The following is a 17,027-nucleotide window of genomic DNA, read 5'->3' on the forward strand; positions in this document are numbered from 1 at the left end:
AGCCGGGCAATGACGCCTGGGATGAGCGCCGGGGCTGGCGGGGGATGACGACGAATGATGACAGGGGACGACAAAGGATGACGAGCCTATGGCGCACCCGTCGCGGCGCCCGGCGGCGTGGGCGCGTGGAGAACGCCCGGCGCACGCCCTCGGCGCGCCGCCTCCTTCTCCCCGTCATGGCCCGGCGGAGCCCATCCTGCGGCCGGCTTCCGGTCGCGCCCGGCGCCGGCCATGACGGAAGAAGAAGGCGTCTAGAGCATTTTGCATTCAGGCGGGATCATTCTTCATCGTCACCCCCGCGAATGCGGGGGTCCAGGGCGAGTGACGGAGCGGTTGCCCTGGATTCCCGCATTCGCGGGAATGACGACCAACAAAAGGGTGATTCCATGCGGCCGCAAAATGCTCTAGATGGCCGGCGGGCTCCAGCGCAGGATCGGGTTGCGGGCCGCCGCGGTTTCGTCGAGGCGCCGCCGCGGGGTGAGCCGGGGCGCCGCGTGGAAGTATTCGGCGTCCCCTCCCTTGGCCCGCTCGGCCAGGCCGCGCACCGTGGCGATGAAGGTGTCGAGCGTCGCCTTGCTTTCCGTCTCGGTCGGCTCCATCAGCAGGGCGCCGTGCACCACCAGCGGGAAATACATGGTCATCGGGTGGAAGCCCTCGTCGATCATGGCCTTGGCGAAGTCGAGCGTCGAAACCCCGGTGTCCTTGAGGAAGCGGTCGTCGAACAGCGCCTCGTGCATGCAGGGTCCCTCGAAGGGCACGCTCAGCGTGTCCTTGAGGCTGGCCATCAGGTAGTTGGCGCTGAGCACGGCGTCCTCGGCGACCTGGCGCAAGCCATCCGAGCCCAGGCTCATCATATAGGCGAGCGCCCGCACGAACATGCCGAACTGGCCGTGGAAGCCCTTGATGCGGCCGAACGGCTTGGCCTCCGATTCCGCGACGCTTTCGACCAGCCGGAAGCCCTTGCCGTCCTTCACCACGTAAGGCACCGGCGCGAAGGGGGCCAGGGCGGCCGACAGCACCACCGGGCCGCTGCCCGGGCCGCCGCCGCCGTGCGGGGTCGAGAAGGTCTTGTGCAGGTTGATGTGCATGCAGTCGATGCCGAGGTCGGCCGGCCGCACGCGGCCGACGATGGCGTTGAAGTTGGCGCCGTCGCAATAGAAGAAGGCGCCGGCCGCGTGCACCGCGTCGGCGATCTCGATGATGTCGCTTTCGAACAGGCCGCAGGTGTTGGGGTTGGTCAGCATGAAGGCGGCGACGTCGGGGCCCAGCGCGGCCTTGAGCGCGGCAAGGTCGACCCGGCCGCGCGCGTTGGCCGGGATCGATTCGACCGTGTAGCCGCAGGCGGCGGCGCTGGCCGGGTTGGTGCCGTGCGCCGATTCCGGCACCAGCACGCGCTTCCTCGCGTCGCCCCGGTCCTCCAGGGCGGCGCGGATGACCATCAGGCCGGTGAGCTCGCCATGGGCGCCGGCGGCCGGCGACATGGCGACGGCGGGCATGCCGGTCAGCACCGACAGCCAATGGCCGGTGGCGCCGATCAGTTCCAGCGCCCCCTGCACGGTCGAGATGGGCTGCAACGGATGGACGCCGGCGAAGCCGGGCAGGCGGGCCATCTTTTCGTTGAGCCGCGGGTTGTGCTTCATGGTGCACGAGCCCAGCGGGTACATGCCGGCGTCGATGGAATAGTTCTTCTGGCTGAGCCGCAGGTAATGGCGCACCACCTCGGGCTCGGAAAGGCCGGGCAGGCCGATGCGCCCCTCGCGGCCGAGGCTGCCCAGGCGGTCCCTGCCCTGCGCCGGTTGCGGCAGGTCGACCGCCGTCTTGCCGGGGGAATCCTGCTCGAAGATCAGCGGCTCTTCCAGTTGCAGGCCGCGGTTCCCGGTGATCGTGGGGGCGGGCGCGCTCATCGGGTGGTCTCCTTCAGGCCGTCGGTCAGGCGGTCCATGTCGTCCTCGGCATTCGTTTCGGTGACCGCCACCAGCAGCAGGTTTTCCGTGCCGGCCACCGTGGGCAGCAGGCGCTTGACCGGCACGCCGGCGAACACGCCCTTGGCGGCCAGCGCCTCGACGACGCCGACGGCGGGTTTGGGCAGGCGGAGAGTGAACTCGTTGAAGAAGCTGTCGTTCACCACCTCGACGCCGGGAAGCCCGGCCAGCCGCTCGGCCAGCTTCACCGCGTTGGCGTGGTTGATCGCGGCCATGCGCTTGAAGCCTTCCTCGCCCAGCAGGGTCAGGTGGATGGTGAAGGCCAGCGCGCACAGCCCCGAATTGGTGCAGATGTTGCTGGTCGCCTTGTCGCGCCGGATGTGCTGCTCGCGGGTGGAAAGGGTCAGCACGAAGCCGCGCCGGCCGTCGACGTCGGCGGTCTGGCCGACCAGCCGGCCGGGCAGCTGGCGGACGAACTTCTGGCGGGTCGCCATCAGGCCCACGGTGGGGCCGCCGAAATTGAGCGCGTTGCCCAAGGATTGGCCCTCGGCGGCCACGATGTCGGCGTCCATGGCGCCGGGGGAACGGATGGCGCCCAGCGACACCACCTCGGTCACGACGACGATCAAAAGCGCGCCCGCCGCGTGGCAGGCGTCGGCCAGGGCCTTGCGGTCGGCCAGGCGGCCGAAGAAGTCGGGATTCTGCACGACGACGCAGGCGGTTTCGCCGTCGATCAGGCCGGCCAGGTCCTCCGGTTTCGTCCAGTCGGGCTCGGGCGTTTCCAGGGTGATGCCGAGGAAGCGCGTGTAGGTCGCGGCGACCGCCCGATAGTGCGGGTGCAGCGCGCCCGACATCACGGCCTTGGTCCGCTTGGTGATGCGCCCGGCCATCATCACGGCCTCGGCGCAGGCGGTGGCGCCGTCGTACATCGAGGCGTTGGCGACCTCGCAGCCGGTGAGCAGCGCGACCTGGGTCTGGAACTCGAACAGGTATTGCAGCGTGCCCTGCGAGATTTCAGGCTGGTAGGGGGTATAGGCGGTCAGGAACTCGCCGCGCTGGATCAGGTGGTCGACCGCCGCCGGCACGAAGTGGCGATAGGCGCCGGCGCCCAGGAACGAAGGCGCCGCGACGGCCGGCAGGTTCCTGGCCGCCATCGCCGAAAGGGCCCGTTCGACCTCCATCTCGCCGCTCGTCGGCGGCAGGTCGACGGCGCCCTTCAGGCGGGCCGCGGCGGGGACGTCCCTGAACAGGTCGTCGACCGAGGTCGCGCCGATCGTCGCCAGCATCTGGCGGCGCTCGTCGCCGGTGAGCGGAAGATAGCGCATCAGTGGGACTCGCCTGCCAGTTCCCGATAGGCCGCCTCGTCCAGCAGGCCGTCCAGTTCCTTCGGATCGGCGATGCGGATCTTGAAGAACCAGCCGCCGCCCATGGCGTCGGCATTGACCTTGGCCGGGTCGTCGCCGAGCGCGGCGTTGACCTCGACGACCTCGCCGCCGACCGGGGCGTAGACCTCGCTGGCCGCCTTGACCGATTCGACCACCGCGGCCTCGTCGCCCTTGGCGACCTTTTTGCCGACGGCGGGCAGGTCGATGAACACCAGATCGCCCAGCTGCTGCTGGGCGTGGTCGGTGATCCCCACGGTGCCGATGTCGCCTTCGACCCGCACCCACTCGTGTTCCTTGGTGTATTTGACGGTGGCCATCGCTTTGTTTCCCCTTCGCTTAACCCTTGAAGTAACGGTGTTCGGTGAACGGCAGCTTGACGACGCGCGCCGGCAGGGCGCGCTCGCGAACAATCAATTGAAGCGGCGTTCCCGGCGCCGCGAACGCCGTCTCGACATAGCCCATGGCGACCGGCCCGCCGACGCTGGGGCCATAGCCGCCGCTGGTGATCTCGCCGACCGGCGCGCCCGCCTCGTCGGTGACGACGGTATGGGCGCGGGCCGGCGCCTTGCCCTCGGGCAGGATGCCGACGCGCCTGCGGGATACCCCTTCGGCGATCTGCTTTTGGATGACGGCGGCGCCCGGGAAGCCGCCCTGCGCGCGGCGCCGCTTGCTGATGGTCCACAGCAACGAGGCCTCGATGGGCGTCGTCGTTTCGTCGATGTCGCTGCCATAGAGGCAGAGCCCGGCCTCGAGCCGCAGCGAATCGCGCGCCCCCAGGCCGATCGGCTTGACCTCCGGCTGGGCCAGCAGGGTGCGGGCCAGTTCCTCGGCCCGGGCGGCCGGCACCGAAATCTCGAAACCGTCCTCGCCGGTGTAGCCCGAGCGGGTGGCCTGGCAGCCGATGCCGGCGATCTTGATGTCGGTGATGCTCATGAAGGGCATGGCCGCCGAGGCGGGGGCGAGGCGGGCCATCACCTTGGCGGCCTCCGGCCCCTGCAGCGCCAGAAGCGCCCGGTCGGCCAGGATCTCCATCTTGAGGCGGCCGGCCAGCTTGGCTTCGATGTGGGCGAAATCGGCGTCCTTGCAGGCGGCGTTGACCACCAGGAACAGGTGGTCGTCGCGTCTGGCGATCATCAGGTCGTCGAGGATGCCGCCCGCATCATTGGTGAACATCGTATAGCGGATGCGCCCACGGGGCAGTTCGACGACGTCTCCGGGCACCAGGGTTTCGAAGGCGGCATCGGCGTCGGGACCCCACAGGCGGGCCTGGCCCATGTGCGACACGTCGAACAGGCCGGCATGACCGCGGGTATGAAGATGCTCGGCCATGATGCCTTCGTATTGCACCGGCATGTCATAGCCGGCGAAGGGCACCATGCGGCCGCCGAGTTCGCGGTGCAGGGAATCCAGCGGCGTTCGCTTGAGGTTTTCGGACGGGGCGTCGGTCATCGGCTTCTCCCGGGCGGAACGAAGGCACACTCCGCCAGCCCCATGCCGACGGATGCCCCCTCTGTCCCACGACCTGAAAGAATCGCCGACGACGCGCCAGCTTACATCTTCGGTGGGGCGCCCCTCCCTAAGGCGAACGCCCGCTCTCCAGAGTTCAGTCTTCCTGCGGTCCTTTTGCCTGAGAGTTTCCGGGGCGGTTGCTCCTTCGGCGCCGGTGGCGGCCGACCCGCCGATCCGGTCTCTCCCACAGGAAGGGTCCTTGAGCCCGTCACCGACAGGCGCCAGCACCCGAGGGCCAGTTTAGAGACTTGCCGGGCAAGGTCAACCGTCAGCGCTGGCCTAGCGACGGATTCCGCTGGCCTGTTTGCGGTTGAACTCCAGTTCCTCCGGGGTCAGGTCATATCCCACGTAAATCCGGAAGTCGCGGCCGGTCTGTCCCTTTTTCAGGGGAAAGGCGAGAAAGACGGGTTCGTCCGTCCAGCGAAGCTGGCTGCGGTTGCCGGTGAACTCGACGGTGCCCGCGAAGTCCTGCTTGTTGAGAATCTCCTGGTCCTTGCCGGTCACGGCGACGAAATAATGCACCAGCGCCTTGCCGTCGCGATTGGCGGGGCCGCGGGCCATCTCCATCGAAACTGCCATCTCGACGGAAAGCGTTCCCTCGCCCGTCTCTTTCTTCATGTCGTAGTCGCAGGCCCCGGTGGCATCGACCAGCCGGGCCTCGTAGAGGACATCGGTGAGATCGCGGCCGGCCCCCTCGACGAATTTCGTGAGCGAGGCGGCATCGCCGAGCACCGAAAGCTCCGGGCAGGGCGGCGGCGGGGCGCTGGCCGTGAACATCCCGCAGGCGGAAAGGGCCGCCGTCATCATCGCGATCGCGGCCGGCCGGTAAGCGAAAAGATGCGTCATGGCGCTCACAATGTCGAATGGGTGCCGTCGCAGAACGGCGCGTCGCCGGTCCGCTTGCAGCCGCACAGATGGACGGTTTCCGACTGCTTCGCGGTGAAGACCGTCGGCGTCAGGCCGGTTCCCTTGTGGGAGCCGTCGCAATAGGGCTGCCCGGCGCTGCGTCCGCAGCGGCACCAGGCGTATTTCTTGCCGGCCTCGACATCGACCGCGTAAGGACCTTTTTGGGCGACAATGGATGGTTCCATGGCATTTTCTTCTTTCTATGCCGGATCGGGCGTGAGAAGGCGACTTTAGGGGACTCCCGCCGGCGGCTCAAGGCCGCTCGCTGGATTCCCGCGCCGGCCCGCCCTTGCCAGCGGCGCCTCCAGCCCGTAAACAGACGGTGGCCCGGGGCCGCCCGGCCCCCGCCGCCACCGATCCCGAGGGAAGACATGGCCGTTTACACCGAGGTTTCGGACGAGGACCTGACCGCCTTCGTCGCCGGTTACGGCGTCGGCGAGGTGATGTCGTGCAAGGGCATCGCCGAGGGCATCGAGAACACCAACTATCTGGTCGAGACCGAGGGCGGCCGCTTCATCCTGACGCTTTACGAACGGCGGGTGAAACGCGACGAACTGCCATTCTTCCTGGGGCTGATGGAGCATCTGGCAGCCAAGGGCGTGCCCTGCCCGACGCCGCTTGGCACCGCCGACGGCCAGGTGTTGCGCGAGTTGTGCGGGCGGCCGGCGGCGATGGTGTCCTACCTCGACGGCATGTGGCCGCGCCGGCCCACGCCCGATCATTGTGCCGCCCTCGGCCAGGCGCTGGCGCATCTGCATCGGGCCGGCGCCGATTTTGCGCTCCACCGGGCCAACGACTTGTCGCTGGCCGGCTGGCGGCCGCTGCTGGCGGCCTCGCTCGACCACGCCGATACCGTCAAGCCGGGACTGGCCGCCGAGCTCGAGGCGGAGCTGGCCTATTTGGAGAGCCATTGGCCGGCGGATCTGCCGGCCGGCGTCATCCACGCCGACCTTTTTCCCGACAATGTGTTCTTCCGGGGGCCCACGCTCACCGGCCTCATCGACTTCTATTTCGCCTGCAACGACTTTTTCGCCTACGACGTGGCGGTCTGCCTGAATGCCTGGTGCTTCGAGAGGGACGGCGCGTTCAACGCCACCAAGGCCAGGCGGCTGCTGGCCGCCTACGGGCGGGTGCGGGCCTTCACGGCGGCGGAACTGGCGGGCCTGGCGGTGCTGGCCCGCGGCAGCGCCTTGCGTTTCCTTTTGACCCGGCTCTACGACTGGGTGCATACCCCGAAGGGGGCCCTGGTGACGCCCAAGGACCCGCTGGAATATCTGGGCAAACTGCGCTTCCATCAGGCCGTCACCGGCCCGGGCGCCTATGGATTGGGATGATGCCGTGACGGAACCGAACCCCCGCGCCGAACAGGACAACGCCGTCGACATCTTCACCGACGGCGCCTGCAGCGGCAATCCGGGACCGGGCGGCTGGGGAGCGGTGATGCGCTGGCGCGGCCACGAGAAGGAGCTCTATGGCGGCGAGGCGATGACCACCAACAACCGCATGGAAATGATGGCGGCGATCAAGGCCCTGGAGGCGCTGGGCCGGCCGGTGCCGGTGCGCCTGCACACCGACAGCCGCTATCTGCGCGACGGCATTACCGGCTGGATCCACGCCTGGAAGCGCAACGGCTGGAAGACCGCCGCCAAGAAGCCGGTCAAGAACGAAGATCTGTGGCGACGGCTGGACACGCTGTTGGTCGGCCAGCGGGTGGAATGGCACTGGGTCAAGGGCCACGCCGGCCACGTCGAGAACGAACGGGCGGACGAACTGGCCCGGCGGGGCATCGCCGAGATTGCCGGCGCCGAGGCGGCCGAACGAGCGACAACGGGAGGATGATCATGAAGGTCATGCATTTCGAGGACGCACCCACCAAGAGCTTCGAGGGGGCCGGCGCCACCGGCGTCGTCGGCCGGCTGCTGATCGGCCAGGCCGACGGGGCGCCCAATTTTGCCATGCGCCTGTTCGAACTGGCCGAGGGCGGCGCGACGCCCCGCCACGCCCATGCCTGGGAGCACGAAGTCTTCGTGCACGCCGGCAAGGGGGCGGTCTGGCGCAATGGCGAGTGGATCGACGTGCAGCCGGGCTCGGTCGTCTTCGTGCCGGGCGGCGAAGAGCATCAGTTCTGCAACACCGGCAGCCTGCCGCTGCGTTTCGTCTGCCTGATACCGCGCGGCGCCCCCGAACTCTGACGGCGGCCGCGCGGTCGTCGAACGGCTTCTTACAGTTGGCCGAGCAGCTTTTCGGCGCCCGATACCTCGAAGGCGCCCGGCTCCTCGACGTTCAGCGACTTCACGACGCCGTCGTCGACGATGGCGGAAAAGCGCTGGAGGCGCACGCCCAGGCCCTTGCCGCTGAGGTCGAACGTCAGGCCGGCCGCCTTGGCAAAGTCGCCGCTGCCGTCGGCCAGCATCTTCACCGTGTCGCCGACGCCTTCCGACTTGCGCCAGGCTTCGAGCACGAAAACGTCGTTGACGGCGATGCAGGCGACGGTGTCGACGCCCTTGACCTTGAACTGGTCGGCGTTCTTGACGTAACCGGGCAGGTGCTTGACCGAACAGGTGGGCGTGAAGGCGCCGGGCACGCCGAACAGCGCCACCTTCTTGCCCTTGAACAGCTCGTCGCTGCTCAGGGGCTGCGGGCCATCCTTGCCCATGGTCATGAAGGTGGCGGACGGCAAGCGGTCTCCGACTTTGATGGTCATGGCGATGGGTTCCCTCGACTAGCGATAAACAAATAGACCCGGGGGGCCTTGCGGCCCCCGGCACCAGCTAAGATGGGGTGCCCCGGACCCGATTCCAGGGGCCGGCGGTCAATTCGCAGGCGGGATGGCGGCGGCCCGTTCGAGGGCGCCGAGAACGGCCGCCTCGCTCAGCAGCTCGGGCAGCACCAGGCCCTGCGGCGCGCGCGGTCCGTAGACCACGTTGAAGGGAATGCCGTAGCGGCCGAAACTGGCCAGGTAGCGGGCGATGTCGGTACTGGGGCGGGTCCAGTCCGCTTCCATGGCCAGCACCGGGGGGGCGGCCAGGCGGGCCACCACCGCGTCGCGGCCGAGCACGAAGGTCTTGTTGATCTGGCAGGTGACGCACCAGTCGGCGGTGACGTCGACGAAGACGACGTTGCCCTTCTCGACGAGGCCGCCGATGGCCGCCTCGTCGAACGGCTGCCACACCTTGGACAGGGCGGCGGGGCCGGCGGCGACGGACTTGCCGCCGGCGCTGATCGGCACCACGAAGGCGATCACGGTCAATCCGGCCACGGCGACCATCGAGGCGGCGCGGAACGGTCCGCCGAAATGATGGCCGGCGGCGAGAAAGCCGATGATGACGGCCAGCACGAAGGCGATGGCGGCGGCGGGCACGGCCCCCAGGACGCCGGCCAGCACCGTCACCAGCCAGGCCGCCGTCGCCGCCAGGGCGAAGCCGAGGACGCGGCGCAGCCAGATCATCCACGGCCCCGGTTTCGGCAGGCGCGTCGCCATCGCCGGGACGGCCGCCACCAGCAGGTAGGGCAGGGCGAGGCCAAGCCCGAGGGCGGCGAACACCAGCAGGATGTCGCCGGCCCCGCGGGCCAGCGCGAAGGCGACCGCAGTGCCCAGGAAGGGGGCCGAACAGGGGGTGGCCAGCAGGGTGGCGAAGGCACCGGTCAGGAAGGAGCCGGCCAGCCCGCCCGCCGATGCCGACGGGCCGCCAAGCCCGGCCAGCGCCGCCGGCAGGCGGATCTCGAAGAAGCCCCACAGGTTGCCGGCGAAGAGGGTGACGATCACCGCCATGGCGACCAGGAACCAGGGCTGCTGGAACTGGATGCCCCAACCGATGACGCCGCCCGCCGCCTTGACTCCGATCAGCCCCGCCGCCAGCACCAGGAACGAGAACACGATGCCGGCGGCGGTGGCGACGAAACTTAGCCGAACCTCGCCCGGCGCCCGGCCGCCGTGGCTGACGACACCCAGGAGCTTGATCGAGAGCACCGGCAGGACGCAGGGCATCAGGTTGAGAATGAGCCCGCCCAGCAGGGCCAGCCCGACGATCAGGCCAAGCGACGCCGTGCCGCTTGCGCTGGCGGCGACGGGAACGACGGCCCGTTCGGCGCCGCGCGGTCCGTCGGCCAGGGTGACGGTCAACGGCAGCTGGGCGAGCGGCTGCTCGAGGCGATCGAGCCCGTGGACGCGAAGGGTGGCGACGGCGACGTGCCCGGCCTGTTCGAGCAGGACATCCGGGCGGCCGAACGTCAGCTCGGGCGGCCCTTCGACGAAGACGTCGGGGGCGCCGAAGGGCGATGCCGCCGAGGCGACGACGCGCAGGGCGGCGGTGGAGCCCTCGCCCACCGCCTCCACCCGCTGGATCGACAGGCCGTGGGCGGCGCCGTTGCCGGGAACGCGCACCGCGAAGCGGTTGATCAGATGGGCGAACGGGCTGGGCGCCGCCTCTCCGCCCGGCAGGTCCAGCGCCAGCTCGGCCGTATAGGGGATGCAGATTTCCTTGCAGGTCAGGTAGTCGACGCTGGCCCTGAGGCGCAACGGCCGGCCCGGCCGTTCCAGGCGGGCGGCGAGCGGCAGGACGACGGCGTCCTCGTAGCCCAGGGTTTCCAGGCCGAGCACCGAAAAACGCGCCGGCACCGGCCAGCTTAGCGTGGCCTGGGCCAGGTTTTCCGATCCCGACCAGTCGGGGCGCGGCGGGAACCCGGCGTCGCCCGGCGAGCGCCAATAGATCTTCCAGTCCTTCTCCAGACGGAACTCCAGCCCGAGCGGAACGCTTTCGGCGGTGCCGACCGCCTCGGTCGCGGCGATCAGGCGGACCGCCGTCTGCTCGGTTTCGGCCCACGGCGAAGCCGGCGGCGCGGCCGCGGCCGGCGGGATCGAGGTGCCGCCGAGGAGAATGGCGACGGCGAAGAGCGCCCGACGCCGGCGGCTCATCGCCGGCACCGGCCGGGTCGGGCGGGGGTCATGGATTGTCTTTGGCGACCTGGGCGCGAGCTTCATCGAAAAGAGAGGCCATCTGGTGGGCGAGTTCACTTTCGGTGACGATAATACCCTTGTTCGAGAAGTCGTCCAGGAGCTTGCGTCGCACGTCCTCCTCTCCGGGCGCTTCGAGATCGGAGGCCACGACCTCGCGGGCGTAGGCCTCGGCGGCCTCGCCGCTGAGGCCCATTCTCGCGGCCGCCCACCGGCCCAGCAGACGGTTGCGGCGGGCCGAGATTCTGAATTCTTCCTCGTGCGAGGCGAGGTGCCTGCGTTCGTGGGCGTCGCTGCGCGGTTTCATGACCATGGCGTCGGTTCCCTTCGTTGCAAAAAACCGGAGACGTGGCCAATAGATGGCGTCTTTTTGACGATTTTTAAGGACGGATCACTCGATGGTGTTAGCCGCGAAAAGTGGCACGGAACGGCTTTCCCCGCCGGGGTCCCTATGTCAAAATAAAGGATATTCCTTCGCTCCCGGAGGGGCGTTCGACAACCGCTGACAGAGCTAAGGAACGATGGCTGTCGCAGCAAAAGACAAATCCTATCTGGCCGGCCAGCTTCTGGTCGCCATGCCCGGCATGATGGACCCGCGGTTCACCAAGACCGTGATCTATATGTGCGCCCACAATGCCGACGGGGCGATGGGCCTGGTGGTCAACAAGCTGATCGAATCGTTGAGCTTCCCCGACCTGCTGGCCCAGCTCGGCATCGAAAGCGTCGGCATCGGCGATCAGATCAAGATCCATTTCGGCGGTCCCGTGGAATCGAGCCGCGGCTTCGTGCTGCATTCGCCGGACTACCGGCGCGACGCCACCCTGATCGTCGACGAACAGATGGCGCTCACCGCCACCGTCGACATCCTGAAGGCGATCGCCATCGGCAGCGGCCCGCGTCGCTCTCTCCTGGCCCTGGGTTACGCCGGTTGGGGCCCCGGCCAGCTGGACGACGAGATCAAGGCCAACGGCTGGCTGCACGTCGCCGCCGACGACGATCTGGTGTTCGGCGCCGGCAACGTGGACGACAAATGGGAAAGGGCGATGGCGAAGCTCGGCATCGACCCCCGCATGCTGTCGGATTCCGCCGGCCACGCGTAAACGCGATCGCCGCTCCGCCCGATAGGGTAAAACGGCGGTAAAACGGCGAACGCCGTTCAGGAGGCCAGCCGGTCGGCGATCTTCTCGTAGGTTTCGACCTTGGCGATGCGTCCCAGGGTGGCGAAGGTCGGGCGGCTGGCGATCAGGCGGCGGGCGGTACGGATCACCGCTTCGCCGTCCACGGCCTCGACCCGCTCGATGGTCTCGGCGACCGGCACCGGCCGTCCGAACACCATCAACTGGCGGGCCAACTGCTCGGCCCGGGACGACGTGCTTTCCAGCGCCATCAGCAGGCTGGCCTTCAGTTGCGCGCGGGCGCGGTCGACTTCTTCGGGGCTGACCGCCTCGCACACCTTGCGAACCTCCTCGCAGATCACCGGCATCACCTCGGCCACCTCGCCTTCGCCGGTGCCGGCATAGATGCCGAACAGGCCGCCATCGGAATAGGAGGAATGGAACGACTGGATGGTGTAGACGAGGCCGCGCTTCTCGCGGATCTCCTGGAACAGGCGCGACGACATGCCGCCGCCCAACAGGGTGGAGAGCACCGAGACGGCATAGAAGTCGTCGTCCTCGTAGGCCACGCCGGCCAAGCCCAGCACCACGTGAACCTGCTCCAGGTCCTTGGCCTCGCGGAAGTCGCCGCCGACATAGCTTGCCCCCACGCGGGAATGGGCGGCACCGGCCGGCAAGTCCCCGAAGGCCTCGCGCCCCAGGCGCACCACCGTTTCGTGGTCGATCCGGCCGGCCGCCGACAGCACCATCCCCGAGCCGCTGTAATGGCCGCGCATGTAATCGACGATTTCGCCGCGCGGCATGTCGCGGATCAGTTCGGCCGAGCCCATGACGGGGCGGCCGAGCGGCTGGTCGGGGTAGGCGGTCTGCTGGAAATGGTCGAAAATCACGTCGTCCGGGGTGTCGAGGGTCTGCGAGATCTCCTGGATGATGACGGTGCGCTCGCGGGCCAGTTCGTCGGCATCCAGCGTGGCGTTCTGCAGGATGTCGGCGATGATGTCGACGGCCAGCGGCAGGTCGTCCTTCAGCACCTTGGCGTAATAGGCGGTGTGCTCGCGGGACGTGTAGGCGTTGAGATGCCCACCCACCGCCTCGATCTCCTCGGCGATGGCCTGGGCGCTGCGCCGCCGGGTGCCCTTGAAGGCCATGTGTTCCAGCAGGTGCGATACGCCGTTGATCTCGGGCCGCTCGTCGCGGGTGCCGGCGGCGACCCACACGCCCACCGAGGCGGTCTCGACCGAATCCATGGCATCGGTGGCGATGGTCAGGCCGTTTTCCAGCCGGGTGACTTCGACGGTCATGCGCTGACGACCTTCCGGGCCATGCGGCCCGTTACAAAATCCTTCATGGCGCCGATGTCAGCCGGCAGAACGTCATAGCGTTCCCGGCGCTCGAACAGGTCGGCCAGGCGGGGCGGCAGGCCCGGCCTGACGCCGGTCGCCTCCTCGACGGCGGCGGGGAACTTGGCGGGATGGGCGGTGGCCACCGCGACCAGGGCCGAGCCGTCGGCGGCGCGCAGCCGTTCGCCGGCGACCAGCCCGATGATGCTGTGCGGATCGAGCATTTCCCCGGTTTCCCGATAGACGCGGCGGATCTCGTCGCGGGTGCCGGCGTCGTCGAGCCGCGTGCCCTCGAAGATCTTGCGCATGCGCTGCCAGCGGCCGCGGCCGAAGGAAATGGTTCCCTTGGCGCGGAACCGCTCCATGACCGGGGCCAGACGGGCGCCGTCGCGGCCATAGAATTCGAACAGCAGGCGCTCGAAGTTGGAAGAGATCTGGATGTCCATGCTGGGGCTTAAGGTGGGGACGACGGGTACGGTTTCCATGATGCCGCCGGTGAAATAGCGGGTCAGGATGTCGTTGCTGTTGGACCCGATGATCAGCTTGGGGATGGGCAGCCCCATGCGGCGCGCCCCATAGCCGGCGAAGACGTTGCCGAAGTTGCCGGTGGGTACCGCGAAGGTGATCGCCCGGTCCGGCGCGCCCAGCGCCACGGCGGCGGCGAAGTAATAGGCGATCTGGACCATGATGCGGGCCCAGTTGATGGAATTGACCGCCGACAGGTTGAAGCGGTCGCGGAAGGCGGCGTCGTTGAACATCGCCTTCACCATATCCTGGCAATCGTCGAAGGTGCCTTCGACGGCGATGTTGTGCACGTTGGCCGAGGGCACCGTCGTCATCTGGCGGCGCTGGACGTCGGAAACCCGCCCCTTGGGATGCAGGATGAAGATGTCGACGGCCTCGCGGTCGCGGCAGGCCTCGATGGCGGCCGAACCGGTATCTCCCGAGGTGGCGCCGACGATGGTGACGCGCTGGCCCTTGGCCTTCAGCACGTAATCGAACAGGCGGCCGACCACCTGCAGGGCATAGTCCTTGAAGGACAGCGTCGGCCCATGGAACAGCTCCAGCACCCAGCGGTCGCCGCCCATCTGCTTCAAGGGCGCCACCGCCGGATGGCCGAACCCGGCGTAGGCGTCGGTGACGATCCTGGCGAGCGCGGCGTCCGGAATGGTGCCGCCGATGAAGGGACGGATGACCTCGGTGGTCAGCTCGGCGTAGGTGAGGCCGCGCAGCGCCCGGATTTGCTGGCGCGTCCAGCGCGGCCAGGTTTCGGGCACATAGAGTCCGCCGTCGCGGGCCAGGCCGGCCAGCAGGACGTCGTCGAACGGAAGAATGGGGGCCTTACCCCGTGTGCTGACGTATTTCACGAACGATCTCCCGGAAACCAGGGCTGCCAAAGGGCGCCTAGCCTATCCCCCGCCGCTGGCCCGGGCAAGCGGCGAGGAGGCTTCATTCGCGACCCGATCTTTCCCATAATGGGGCATGACCGCCAGACCCACGCCTGCCACCATCGCCGCCATCGTCCATGAGGGACGCGTCCTTCTGGTTCGCCGGGCCAATCCGCCCGATCAGGGCCGCTGGGGCTATCCCGGTGGCCGCATCGAGCCCGGCGAGGGGATCGCCGAGGCCGCCGTGCGCGAGCTTGCCGAGGAAACGGGGCTCGTCGGCGAGGCCCTCGACATCTTCTCGGCGGTCGATGTGATCGACCGCGATCCGGCGGGGGGCCTGCGCTATCACTACGTCCTGGTCGCCGTTCTGTGCCGCTGGAAGGCCGGAACGCCCAGGGCCGGAGACGACGCGCTCGAGGTCGGGTGGTTTTCGCCCGACGAGATCGCCGCGGCCGGCGCGGCGGTCAGCTTCGACGTGGAGCGGGTGGCGCGCCACGCCATCCGGCTGGCCGGCGAGCGGGACGCCGTGTGCCCATGATCTCTCAAAAAATTAAGACGACACCGCGGTCGTAAACGATTTGGAAACCTTTTTTTCCCACCATGGTCGCCAGTGCAATCCGCGCCCTGGGCGCGGGACCTGGCCGAGGCGCACCGGCCGTTCTTCGACAGCACACGTATCGACAAGGCGGCAGCGTCCATGTTCAGCTATGAAATCCAGTTTCTCGGTCGGGCGCGGGGCGATTACGACCGGCACATGGGGCTGGTGAGCGGCGCCGCGGTGGCGGGAGCCAAGGCCTTCAAGTCCTATTACTTCGCCGGCATCAAGGGCCTCGTCGTCTTTCTCGAAAGCGAGATCGACTGCGCTGCCGTGCTTAGGGCCATTCCCCGCAGCGAGGTGGTCGGCGCCTGGCACATCCGGCCGGGCATGCGGATCGCCGCCTGATCCCTTTTCCTTCCGCCGAAATCGTTAGGCCAGGTAACGGGTCCGCAAGTGGGCCTTGAACGGCGCCGCGTCGAGCGGCCGCCCGGTTGCCTGGGTCAGCAGGTCGCGCGTGCCCAGAAGCGATCCCTTGCCATGGACGTTGGTGCGCAGCCAGGCCAGCAGCGGGGCGAAATCGCCCCCGGCGATGCCGGGTTCGATGGCCGCGTCGGCTTCTTTCGCGGCGGCGAACAACTGGGCGGCGGTCATGGCGCCCAGCGTGTAGGTCGGGAAATAGCCCCAGGCGCCGTCGTACCAGTGGATGTCCTGCAGGCAGCCGCGCCGATCGTCGGGTGGCGTGATGCCCAACAGCGCCCGCATCCCCTCGTTCCACGCCGCCGGCAGGTCGCGGGTCTGCATCGTTCCCTCGACCAGGGCCTTCTCCAGGCGATAGCGCAGGATGACGTGGGCGGGATAGGTGACCTCGTCGGCGTCGACCCGGATGAAGCCGGGCTGGACGCGGGTGAACAGGCGGACCAGGTTGCCGGCCTCCCACGCCGGCCCGTCGCCGCCGAAGGCTTCCGCCAGGATCGGTGCCGCGTACCGAAGGAAAAGGCCCGAGCGGCAGACCTGCATCTCGATCATCAGGGACTGGCTTTCGTGCACGCTCATGCCCCGGGAATCGCCCGCCGGCTGGTCGCGCCATTTTCGGGGCAGGCCCTGCTCGTAAAGGGCGTGGCCGGTTTCGTGCAGCACGCCCATCAGGCTCGACGCGAATTCGTCCTCGTTGTAGCGGGTGGTGATGCGCACGTCCTCGTGGCTGCCGCCGCAGAAGGGGTGCAGGCTGATGTCCAGCCGGCCGTGGTCGAAGTCGAAGCCCAACTGCTTCATGAAACGCAGCCCGAGCTGGCGTTGCGTCTCCACCGCAAAGGGGCCTTCGGGGCGGATGACCGCCGGCTGGCCTGCCTGATGGGCCAGGACCTCTTGCAGGAAGCCGGGCAGGAAGGCGACCAGATCGTCGAAGACGGCGTCGATGTCGGCGGCGCGCCCGCCCGGCTCGTAGGCGTCGAGCAGGGCGTCATAGGGGGACAGGCCCAGGGCTTCGGAAAGGATCTTGGCCTTCTCGCGGATGCGCGCCAGGACCCTTTCCAGGTGGGGCAGGATGGCGGCGAAATCGCTGGCCGGGCGGGCGGCCCGCCATGCCGTCTCGCAGGCCGAGTTGGCCCGCGACAGTTCGGTCACCAGGTCTTCGGGCAGGGCGACGGCGCGCCGCCAGAGGGCGCGCATCTCGCCTAAGTTGGCGGCCTCGCCGTCCGTCAGGCTGCCGCCGTCGGCCGTCTCGATCAGCTCGCCCATGTCGGGCGCCGTCAGCAGATTGTGCTGAACGGCGCGCAACTGAGCCAACTGTTCGGCGCGGCCGTCGGCGCCGCCGGGCGGCATCATGGCCGCCAGGTCCCAGGTCAGGAAGGTCTCGGCATCGCGCAGGGCGAACAGGCGACGGAAACGGTTTTCGAGGGATTGGTATGGGGAATGGCGCATGGCCCCCTACATAATCGCCCCGCCACGGTCCCACAAGTCAGCGCGGCAAG

Annotated in this window: 18 protein-coding genes and 1 riboswitch; of the genes, 6 read left to right on the plus strand and 12 right to left on the minus strand. The window is 68.6% G+C overall.

Annotation, left to right across the window (positions count from 1 at the left end; translation table 11 throughout):
- Positions 1-404: 404 nt before the first annotated feature.
- The 6 genes from gcvPB to ODR01_RS13290 form a co-directional block, all read right to left on the minus strand.
- Positions 405-1,904 (minus strand): aminomethyl-transferring glycine dehydrogenase subunit GcvPB, encoded by a 1,500-nt coding sequence (gene gcvPB, locus ODR01_RS13265; protein WP_316978150.1) that lies wholly within the window; start codon positions 1,902-1,904, stop codon positions 405-407.
- A complete protein-coding gene (gcvPA, locus tag ODR01_RS13270; RefSeq protein ID WP_316978151.1) occupies positions 1,901-3,247 on the minus strand; it encodes an aminomethyl-transferring glycine dehydrogenase subunit GcvPA in 1,347 nt (448 codons plus the stop codon). Before gcvPA ends, gcvPB begins: the two co-directional genes overlap by 4 nt.
- Positions 3,247-3,624: a glycine cleavage system protein GcvH gene (gene gcvH / locus ODR01_RS13275; RefSeq protein WP_316978152.1), complete on the minus strand. Its 378-nt coding sequence runs from the start codon at positions 3,622-3,624 to the stop codon at positions 3,247-3,249. The genes gcvPA and gcvH overlap by 1 nt, the downstream gene beginning before the upstream one ends.
- Positions 3,625-3,643: 19 nt before the next feature.
- Positions 3,644-4,756, minus strand: a complete 1,113-nt coding sequence (gene gcvT / locus ODR01_RS13280) for a glycine cleavage system aminomethyltransferase GcvT (RefSeq protein WP_316978153.1) — start codon at positions 4,754-4,756, stop codon at positions 3,644-3,646.
- 156 nt (positions 4,757-4,912) lie between these two features.
- A riboswitch (glycine riboswitch) is annotated at positions 4,913-5,013 on the minus strand.
- Between the two features lie 82 nt (positions 5,014-5,095).
- Entirely contained in the window at positions 5,096-5,662 is a 567-nt protein-coding gene (locus ODR01_RS13285) for a hypothetical protein (protein ID WP_316978154.1), read from the minus strand.
- A 5-nt stretch (positions 5,663-5,667) separates the two neighbouring features.
- A complete protein-coding gene (locus ODR01_RS13290; protein ID WP_316978155.1) occupies positions 5,668-5,907 on the minus strand; it encodes a CDGSH iron-sulfur domain-containing protein in 240 nt (79 codons plus the stop codon).
- A gap of 186 nt (positions 5,908-6,093) precedes the next feature.
- Here ODR01_RS13290 and ODR01_RS13295 point away from each other — a divergent pair, with 186 nt between their 5' ends.
- From ODR01_RS13295 to ODR01_RS13305, 3 genes are read left to right on the plus strand one after another with little or no spacing between them, the layout of a single operon-like run.
- Entirely contained in the window at positions 6,094-7,056 is a 963-nt protein-coding gene (locus ODR01_RS13295; protein ID WP_316978156.1) for a homoserine kinase, read from the plus strand.
- A gap of 4 nt (positions 7,057-7,060) precedes the next feature.
- Positions 7,061-7,561, plus strand: coding sequence for a ribonuclease HI (gene rnhA, locus ODR01_RS13300; protein WP_316978157.1), 501 nt, complete (start codon positions 7,061-7,063; stop codon positions 7,559-7,561).
- 2 nt (positions 7,562-7,563) lie between these two features.
- Positions 7,564-7,914 carry a cupin domain-containing protein gene (locus ODR01_RS13305; RefSeq protein ID WP_316978158.1) on the plus strand — a complete coding sequence of 117 codons (351 nt, stop codon included), beginning with the start codon at positions 7,564-7,566 and terminating at the stop codon, positions 7,912-7,914.
- Between the two features lie 29 nt (positions 7,915-7,943).
- Here the strand turns inward: ODR01_RS13305 and ODR01_RS13310 are convergent, their stop codons facing one another.
- The 3 genes from ODR01_RS13310 to ODR01_RS13320 form a co-directional block, all read right to left on the minus strand.
- Complete coding sequence (locus tag ODR01_RS13310; protein WP_316978159.1) at positions 7,944-8,426, minus strand: peroxiredoxin; 483 nt, start codon at positions 8,424-8,426, stop codon at positions 7,944-7,946.
- A 108-nt stretch (positions 8,427-8,534) separates the two neighbouring features.
- Positions 8,535-10,637 (minus strand): protein-disulfide reductase DsbD family protein, encoded by a 2,103-nt coding sequence (locus ODR01_RS13315; RefSeq protein WP_316978160.1) that lies wholly within the window; start codon positions 10,635-10,637, stop codon positions 8,535-8,537.
- 28 nt (positions 10,638-10,665) lie between these two features.
- Positions 10,666-10,989 carry a DUF1476 domain-containing protein gene (locus ODR01_RS13320; RefSeq protein ID WP_316978161.1) on the minus strand — a complete coding sequence of 108 codons (324 nt, stop codon included), beginning with the start codon at positions 10,987-10,989 and terminating at the stop codon, positions 10,666-10,668.
- Positions 10,990-11,197: 208 nt separating this feature from the next.
- Between ODR01_RS13320 and ODR01_RS13325 the strand changes: the two genes are divergently transcribed.
- Positions 11,198-11,776: a YqgE/AlgH family protein gene (locus ODR01_RS13325; RefSeq protein ID WP_316978162.1), complete on the plus strand. Its 579-nt coding sequence runs from the start codon at positions 11,198-11,200 to the stop codon at positions 11,774-11,776.
- A gap of 56 nt (positions 11,777-11,832) precedes the next feature.
- Here ODR01_RS13325 and ODR01_RS13330 read toward each other — a convergent pair whose 3' ends face one another.
- The gene (locus tag ODR01_RS13330; RefSeq protein ID WP_316978163.1) at positions 11,833-13,092 is read right to left on the minus strand and encodes a M16 family metallopeptidase; all 1,260 of its coding nucleotides are present in this window, start codon (positions 13,090-13,092) and stop codon (positions 11,833-11,835) included.
- Positions 13,089-14,498 carry a threonine synthase gene (thrC, locus tag ODR01_RS13335; protein WP_316978164.1) on the minus strand — a complete coding sequence of 470 codons (1,410 nt, stop codon included), beginning with the start codon at positions 14,496-14,498 and terminating at the stop codon, positions 13,089-13,091. Before thrC ends, ODR01_RS13330 begins: the two co-directional genes overlap by 4 nt.
- A gap of 115 nt (positions 14,499-14,613) precedes the next feature.
- Here thrC and ODR01_RS13340 point away from each other — a divergent pair, with 115 nt between their 5' ends.
- Both ODR01_RS13340 and ODR01_RS13345 read left to right on the plus strand, forming a co-directional pair.
- Positions 14,614-15,057, plus strand: coding sequence for an NUDIX hydrolase (locus ODR01_RS13340; RefSeq protein WP_316978165.1), 444 nt, complete (start codon positions 14,614-14,616; stop codon positions 15,055-15,057).
- Between the two features lie 72 nt (positions 15,058-15,129).
- A complete protein-coding gene (locus ODR01_RS13345) occupies positions 15,130-15,462 on the plus strand; it encodes a hypothetical protein (RefSeq protein WP_316978166.1) in 333 nt (110 codons plus the stop codon).
- 24 nt (positions 15,463-15,486) lie between these two features.
- On the opposite strand, the gene ODR01_RS13350 is transcribed toward ODR01_RS13345, so the two are convergent.
- The gene (locus ODR01_RS13350) at positions 15,487-16,977 is read right to left on the minus strand and encodes a carboxypeptidase M32 (RefSeq protein ID WP_316978167.1); all 1,491 of its coding nucleotides are present in this window, start codon (positions 16,975-16,977) and stop codon (positions 15,487-15,489) included.
- Positions 16,978-17,027: the final 50 nt, after the last annotated feature.

Origin of the sequence: Shumkonia mesophila (assembly GCF_026163695.1) — a bacterium.
Lineage (GTDB): Bacteria > Pseudomonadota > Alphaproteobacteria > Rhodospirillales > Shumkoniaceae > Shumkonia > Shumkonia mesophila.